5 protein-coding genes and 1 pseudogene are annotated in these 7609 nt (G+C 68.6%); 5 read left to right on the top strand and 1 reads right to left on the bottom strand.

Annotated elements, in window-relative coordinates; all coding sequences use genetic code 11:
- A partial coding sequence (locus tag V7E05_RS13070; protein WP_333620079.1) for an SDR family NAD(P)-dependent oxidoreductase occupies nt 1-721 on the top strand: 721 nt, incomplete at its 5' end.
- Between the two features lie 24 nt (nt 722-745).
- Here the strand turns inward: V7E05_RS13070 and V7E05_RS13065 are convergent.
- Nucleotides 746-1333 (bottom strand): TetR/AcrR family transcriptional regulator, encoded by a 588-nt coding sequence (locus V7E05_RS13065; protein ID WP_333620078.1) that lies wholly within the window; start codon nt 1331-1333, stop codon nt 746-748.
- 141 nt (nt 1334-1474) lie between these two features.
- On the opposite strand from V7E05_RS13065, the gene V7E05_RS13060 reads away from it, so the two are divergent.
- From V7E05_RS13060 to V7E05_RS13045, 4 genes and pseudogenes are all read left to right on the top strand, one after another.
- Entirely contained in the window at nt 1475-3157 is a 1683-nt protein-coding gene (locus V7E05_RS13060; RefSeq protein ID WP_333620077.1) for an MDR family MFS transporter, read from the top strand.
- A gap of 324 nt (nt 3158-3481) precedes the next feature.
- On the top strand, nt 3482-5857 hold the full coding sequence (locus V7E05_RS13055; RefSeq protein ID WP_333620076.1) for an AAA family ATPase: 2376 nt from the start codon (nt 3482-3484) through the stop codon (nt 5855-5857).
- A 360-nt stretch (nt 5858-6217) separates the two neighbouring features.
- Nucleotides 6218-6835, top strand: coding sequence for a hypothetical protein (locus tag V7E05_RS13050; RefSeq protein WP_333620075.1), 618 nt, complete (start codon nt 6218-6220; stop codon nt 6833-6835).
- 323 nt (nt 6836-7158) lie between these two features.
- A pseudogene (locus tag V7E05_RS13045) lies at nt 7159-7609 on the top strand (Na+/H+ antiporter subunit A); the annotation flags it as partial.

Below are 7609 nucleotides of genomic sequence, written 5' to 3'. Positions count from 1 at the left end.
GCCCGCGGATTCGCGCAGGCTGGCCGAGGTTCACGAGCTCGACCTGGGCGACCTTCGCTCGGTCGACTCGTTCGTGTCGGGCATCGAAGATCGCGGCGTCGACGTGCTCATCAACAACGCCGGCGTCATGGATATCCCGCTCGGTCGCACCGCGCAGGGATTCGAGCAGCAGTTCGGCGTCAACGTGCTGGGGCATTTCGCGCTCACCGCGGAGCTCGAGCACAAAATCACCGACCGCGTCGTGTGGCTCGGCTCGATCATGCATCAGCTCGGCTGGATCAACCTCGACGACCTCAATTACGAGCGACGCTCCTATAATTCGTGGCTCGCCTACGGGCAGTCGAAGCTCGCGTGCGTCATGCTCGCCTACGAGCAGCAGCGCCGTTTCGTGCGCGAAGGTTCATCGCTGCGTGCGGTCGCCGCGCATCCGGGCTATTCGGCCACGAACCTTCAGACGCGCAGCGACAATCCGGTGGTGCGCCAGATCATGAAGCTCGGCAATTCCCTGCCGCTGCTCGCTCAGCCGGCCAGCCGCGGTGCGCTGCCCGAGCTCTACGCGGCGACGGTGCCGGATCTGCCCGGAGGCTGGTACATCGGCCCCGATGGGCCGGGCGAGGTTCAAGGCTTCCCGCGCCCGGTCGCGTCGAATAAGCGCAGCTATGACGTCGGAGTTGCCGAAAAACTCTGGGACGCCTGCGCCGAGCTCGTCGAGCGGCGCTAGCTAGCGCCCGAACTGTCCGAGCGCTCAGACCGTACTATGGGCGGGCGTGACCAGCGGAAGCACGAGGGTGTCGACGATTTCCTCGAGCGTGGCGCGCGGCACCCGGTCCCGGGTGGTCAAGATCTCGCTGCGGAGCACCGCGAACGGCGCCTTGCGCACCATCCGCGTCGCCTTCTCAGGGTCCACTTCCCCGCGCTCGATGGCGCGGCTGTACACCACCTCCAGCACGTCGGGCCCTTCGCCGAGCACGTGCTTGCGCAGCTCGGCGGGACTCTGTCCGGTGGCCTCGTAGTACCCGCTCAGGTGGACGCGAATCCCGGTGAGCATGTGCTCCCGCGTCGCGTTCGACTGCTCGAGCAGGGCAATCAAATCCCCACGGAATGAACCGGTGTCGGGGACGTCGCGCGCGAAGAGCTTGAAATGGTGGGCGATCGTGTCACGCACGAGCTCGCCCTTGTCCGCCCAGCGGCGGTAGAGCACGGCTCGCGAGGTCTGCGCCCGGGTCGCGACAGCCTCGAAGGTGAACCCCGAATAACCGGACTCGGAGAGCTCCTCCCACGCTGCGGCGTACAGCGCCTTCTCGAGGTCTTCCCCTCGCCGGCGAGTTCCCATCGACTCCCCCCTTAGGTACGTTTGCGTATCTAATTCAATACGCTTAGTATCGACGGAGTCAAGATACGAGGTCGTATCTTAAATCGCTACTTAGAATTCCGGCCGCCCGATCGGCGGCCTTGAGAAGATTTTGGGACTCCTATGTCAACAACCACGACAGAAAACCCGTCTGTCCCCGAGCCCGCAGCTGCCGGCACGGAGGCGATCCCGCACGTCAACGTCCCCGCCGTATTCATCGGCCTCATGGCGACGATGCTCATGGCGGCTCTCAACCAGACGGTGCTGTCGACCGCGCTTCCCACCATCGTGGGCGAGCTCCACGGCGTCGATCAGATGACCTGGGTCATCACCGGCTTTATTCTCGCGTCGACCGTCGTCATGCCCATTTACGGGCGGCTCTCCGACCTGTTCGGCAGGCGACCCGTGATCCTCTTCGCGGTGCTCATCTTCATGTGTGGCTCCGTGGTCGGCGCGCTCGCGAACTCGATCGGCGTGCTGATCCTCTCGCGCGTGATCCAAGGCCTCGGCGGCGGCGGGCTGATGATTCTCTCGCAGGCGGCGATCGCCGATGTCGTCCCCGCCCGCCAGCGCGGCAAGTACATGGGCGCGATGGGCGCGGTCTTCGCCGTGTCGTCCGTCGCCGGGCCGCTGCTCGGCGGCTGGCTCACCGAGGGGCCGGGCTGGCGCTACGCCTTCTGGTTCAACATCCCGCTCGGCATCCTCGCCATCGTGCTCGTCTCGATCTTCCTCAACCTCCCGCACACCAAGCAGGCGAACCGGCCGAAGATCGATTACCTCGGCATGGCTCTTATCGCCGCGGCGACCACCTGCCTCGTCCTCACCTGCACTTGGGGCGGGACGAAGTACGACTGGGCGTCCGGGACGATCATCGGCCTGATCATCGCGACCGTGGTGCTCGCTGTCGCCGTTGTGTTCGTCGAGCTCCGCGCCGAGGTTCCGGCCATCCCGATGACCCTCTTCAAGGAGCGGAACTTCTCGCTCGCCGTGCTCGCCGCGATCTGCGTCGGCATCGCGATGTTCGGCGCGCTCGGCTACATGCCGACCTACATCCAGATGGTCACCGGCGTGTCCGCGACCATGGCCGGCCTGCTCATGACCCCGATGATGGCCTCGCTGCTCGTGTTCTCGATCGGTTCGGGCATCATCGTCTCGCGCACCGGCCGGTACAAGTTCTTCCCGGTCGTCGGCACCGTGATCATGGCGCTCGGCCTGTTCCTGCTGTCGAACCTCCACCCGGAGTCCCCGCGCTGGGAGCTTCTCGGTTCGCTCGCGGTGCTCGGCATGGGCATCGGCTTGTCAATGCAGATCCTCACGCTCATCGTGCAGAACTCGTTCCCCGGTTCGATCGTCGGTACAGCGACCGGCGCGGTGAACTACTTCCGCCAGGTCGGCGCGACCGTCGGTTCCGCGCTGGTGGGCGCCGTGTTCGCCTCGCGTCTCACCGAGCGCCTCACGGACGCACTCGGTGGGCAGGCTGCCAGCGGTGGCGGGGGCGACGCGCACTCGCTGACCCCTGCCATGGTCGACACGCTGCCCGACGCAATCCGCCAGCCTATCGTGCACGCGTACAACGATGCGCTGCTGCCGATCTTCCTGGTGATCGCGCCGCTCGGCATCGTCGCGGCGATCATCATGTCGTTCGTCAAGGAGAAGGCGCTCGCGGAGACGCTTACCTACGACGTGGCCCCGGGGGACGGCGCCGACGAGGACAACGCCGCCTCGGACGTCCACGAGGAGGCCGAGGGCCGCTCGGACGGGACCTCCGCGGAGTCCGACACCACTGCGGGATCCGCCGGGCGGTAGTTCGCCCCGCGCCGGAATCCCGGCCGCCACATCGATCGCCCCGGTGCTGTTGCACCGGGGCGATCGCGTATTTCCGGCCGAACCATGCACTTTTTGTCGATTCCGGGCTCGATCCGGGCCCAAATCGACAAGAAGTGCATGCAACGCGGAGGGGAGATCGCTCTGCGGCCCCGCCTAGGGCTCTCCGAGTGCAATCTGCCCACGGCGACCGGTCCACGGCAGCCCGCGCCGGGACGGCTGAGCGGGCAGCGGCCTCCGCCGTCATGCCCGGAGGAGGACTTCCGGGCAGCCGCTCCCCGCGGCGGCCTCCTCTACCCTGGACGCGTGACTGATTCCGCCGAGTTGACTCTCACCCTCCGCGTTCTCGCCTCCGCCGCGGACGCCCGCCGCGGCATCGTGCGCCTGCACCCCGAGGTCCTCGCGGCGCTCGGGCTGCGGCAGTGGGACGCGGTCGAGCTGGTCGGCGCGCGGACCACGCCTGCCGTCGCCGCCGCCTCGCCCGAAGACACCTCGCAGGCGCTGTGCATCGTCGACGAGGTGATCGCCTCGAACTGCGGTCTCACGGACGATTCCCGGGTCATCGTGCGCGCGGCGGATCTCACGACGGCAGAGGAGATCGTGGTCGACGGGCCGCGCCTCGCGCAGGCGACCGTCTCCGACCGCGTCCTCCGCTCGGCGCTGCTCGGCAAGGTCGCGCGCGTCGGCGACTCGCTGACCCTCATGCCCCGCGACCTCGGGCCGTCGTTCCCCACCGGAGACACCACGCGCACGCTGTCCAATTACCTCGGAGCAGCGTGGTCCTCGCAGCTCATCACCGTGACCCAGACCGTGCCGACGGGCTCGGTGTCCATCCGGCCGAGCACGGCCGTGCGGTGGGAATCCGCCGCCCCTTCCGCCGGAACGCCCGGCGGGCACGGAACTCCGTCGTCATCCCTGCGTATGACGGCGGACGCAACGCACCGCGGGGCCCACACCTCCGTGGCGGGCGGTGGAACGGATGCCGGCTCCCGCGAAGCCACGGCCTCGCGCTCCGCGCAGCGGTCCGGCCGGGCGAGCGCGGGGATCGCGGATCTCGCGCGCTCGGAGATCGACCTGATCCCCCGCGCCGAGCTCGTCGGTGTCGAGGTCCAGGCGGAGACCCTCGAGACGTGGCTCGAACTCGCGCTCGACGAGCCCGAACTGCTCAGTACGCTCGGCGCCGCCGGCCACCTCGCCGTGATGGTCACCGGGCCTGCGGGCGTGGGGAAGTCGACGCTAGTGCGCAGCGTGTGTGGCGAACGGCCCTGCGTGGCGCTCGACGGTCCGCTCGCCGGTTCGCTGTCTGCCGATCAGCGGCTCGAGGCCGTGCAGGCGCTCGCCTCCGAGGTGCGCTCGTCCGGCGGGGTGCTGCTGGTCACCGACGTCGACGCGTTGCTGCCGGCCGAGCCCGAACCCGTCGCCACACTGATCCTCGCCGAGCTGCGCGAGGTCGCCCGCGCCGAAGGTGCCGCGCTCGTGGTGACCACGATGGCGGCCGAGTCCGCCGATTCCCGGCTGCGCGGCCCCGATCTCTGCGACCGGGTCCTCGACCTGCCGCTCCCCGATGCGAAGGGCCGTGAGGCGGTGCTCTCGGCGATGCTCTCCGGCGTGCCGAGCGGGGAGCTCGATCTCGCCGATATCGCCGCGCGGACGCCGGGATACGTGGCCGGCGACCTGCGCGCGCTGTGCCGCGAGGCGGGAATGCGGGCGGCGAGCCGCTGGGCGGGGGCCGGGGAGGATCCGGCAGGAGACGTCACAAAACAGCCTTCCACCAGCAAGAATTCCGGACCTCGGATTGAGCAATCGGACCTAGAGGGCGCGCTGCGCGTGATCCGGCCGATGTCGCGGTCGGGGATGGAGGAGGTGTCGCTGGGGTCGATCACGCTCGACGATGTCGGCGACATGGTCGAGACGCGGCAGGCGCTCACCGAATCCGTGCTGTGGCCGCTGCAGCACCCGGAGTCCTTCGCGCGCCTCGGCATCGAACCGCCGCGCGGGGTGCTCCTCTACGGGCCGCCCGGCTGCGGCAAGACGTTCGTGGTGCGGGCGCTCGCGGCGTCGGGCAAGCTCACGGTGCACATCGTCAAGGGCGCAGAGCTCATGGACAAGTGGGTCGGCTCGTCGGAGAAGGCGGTGCGCGAGCTGTTCCAGCGCGCCCGCGATTCCGCCCCGTCGCTGATCTTCCTCGACGAGGTCGACGCGCTCGCGCCGCGCCGCGGGCAGTCCTCGGATTCCGGGGTGGGCGACCGCGTGGTGGCGGCGCTGCTCACGGAGCTCGACGGCGCCGAGCCGCTCACCGACGTAGCAGTGCTCGGGGCGACGAATCGCCCGGAACTCATCGACCCCGCTTTGTTACGCCCGGGCCGACTCGAGCGCCTCGTCTTCGTGCCACCGCCCGATGCGGCCGCGCGCGCCGAGATTCTCCGCACCGCGGGGCGCTCGGTGCCGCTCGCCGATTCGGTGGATCTCGATGCGCTCGCGGAGGACCTCGATGGGTACTCGGCGGCGGATTGCGCAGCGCTCCTTCGCGAAGCCGCGATGACGGCGATGCGCCGCGATATCGAGGCCGCCGAGGTCACGGCCGACGACGTGTCGGTGGCACGCCGCTCTGTCCGACCGTCGCTCGATGCCGCGCAGGTCGAGAGCCTGCGGAATTACGCGGGAACCCGCGAGGCCGAGTAGCGGCGGGGCGGTCGGGCATAGGCTTCGCCGGCCGTTTCACACTCTTCGCCCCGTTTCACACCGTTAAACCCCTGGCCTAGGGACGTGAATCGCGGCGCACGGTGTGAAACCCGGCGAACGGCGTGATCCGCGGGCGATCCGCGGACGCCGCGCGACGGGGTTCCACATAGCGGGACGCTCGTCCCGAAAATCTTGCCTCCGCGCGCTCACGGCGATAGTTTTGTCCCCATGCAGTCCATGCTTCTCGTAGTAGGCCGACGCGGCGGGGTCCACAACTAGGACCGACACCTCGCCCGCGTCCCCTTGCTGCGCGTCGGTCAGCCCCCTTTATCGGCACCGACCCCGAGGATCACAAGAACGATGGACGCTCATTCTTTCAACAAGGCGATGACGGCTCAGGCCACGGCTGCGATGCATGCCGCGGCGCCGACGGCCACTTCCACGACGCAGGCTAGGGCAACCACGGCATCGCCCGCCGCCCCGGCACGTCCCACCACCGCAACCACCGCCGCCGCCAGAGAGCACCCGTACACCGCGCGCTTCGGCCGCGCGCTGCCCCGCGAGCTCGCCGCCGAATCGACCGGCATGGGCTGGCGCGAGTTCTGTTCCACCTACGCCCCGACACCGGAAGGTCTGCGGCTGCGCGACTGGAACGAGACGAACCTCGGCCGCGGGGTGCGCCGCTTCGAGGCGATCTTCGGTACCTCCGCCACCGGCCCTGCCGCGCACCGCTGCACGGTCATCGCGGCAGGAGAAATAGCCGCGTGCAGCGAAATGCTCCACGAGCTCGGCCACGGCATCGAGATCGAACGCTTCCATCAGCACCACACCGGCGACACGTGGGCGACGATCATTCGCTGCCAGGGGCATCACGCGGGCAACGGGGGACACGGCCGGACGTGGGCCCTCGGCCTCGGCCGGACGGGACCCGAGTCCGCGCGGAACGCCATGATCTCCGCCTCCACACGACTCGCCTAATCCGCGAACCCAACTCGCCTAGCGCCCACCCGACTCGGCTGGTCCGCGCACCCGGCCCGTCCAGCACGCACCCACTGCGGCAAGCCCGCGTCCCGGCGCCCAAGCACCACGAGGAAATCCACGCACCTCCGCCGTCACAAACCCCGAAACCACCCGGGGGCGCCCCTTATCCGACCAGCTAAACCCGGCACCTGGCATTTATCCGCACCCCGATCGGGCTGCCCGCCGCCGATGGGCCGCCCTCCGCCGGACAACGCCGTTTCCTTATACTGTGAACAGATAGTGACCGCGTACGATTCGAAACTTTATTCGGAGGGCCACTGGTGCTTTATGTCCTTGGTTCCCTCTTCATTGCATCTTTTGTAGCGATTCCACTCACCAAGGCGCTGGGCCGCAAGGCCTTCGCCGTCTTGGCTCTCGTCCCCGCGGGCGGGGCGATCTGGGTGTTGACGCAATGGAGTCAGGAACCCACCGTCGACCTGCAATGGATCCCCTCCCTCGGGCTCGAGTTGAGCCTGCGGATGGATTCGTTGTCCTCTCTCATGGCGCTCATCGCGCTGGGCGTCGGCGCGTTGGTCCTGTTCTATTGCACGTTCTATTTCCACGACGACGAACCCCGCCTGCACCTGTTCTCGGCGCAACTCACGGCGTTCGCGTTCTCGATGTTCGGCCTCGTCGTCTCGGACGACATGCTGGTCATGTACATCTTCTGGGAGCTCACGAGCGTGCTCTCGTTCCTCCTCGTCGGGCACTACGCGGAGCGCGCGACCTCGC

The sequence above is a fragment of the Dietzia sp. genome, from assembly GCF_036741115.1.
Lineage (GTDB): Bacteria > Actinomycetota > Actinomycetes > Mycobacteriales > Mycobacteriaceae > Dietzia.
Note: the sequence above shows the minus strand (reverse complement) of the source record. Positions and strands in the feature narration are given on the sequence as shown.

What these genes read in the sequence shown, in the direction of transcription:
- V7E05_RS13065 (WP_333620078.1), bottom strand. Translation starts at nt 1,333, where the DNA reads ATGGGAACTCGCCGGCGAGGGGAAGACCTCGAGAAGGCGCTGTACGCC.
- V7E05_RS13060 (WP_333620077.1), top strand. Translation starts at nt 1,475, where the DNA reads ATGTCAACAACCACGACAGAAAACCCGTCTGTCCCCGAGCCCGCAGCT.
- V7E05_RS13050 (WP_333620075.1), top strand. Translation starts at nt 6,218, where the DNA reads ATGGACGCTCATTCTTTCAACAAGGCGATGACGGCTCAGGCCACGGCT.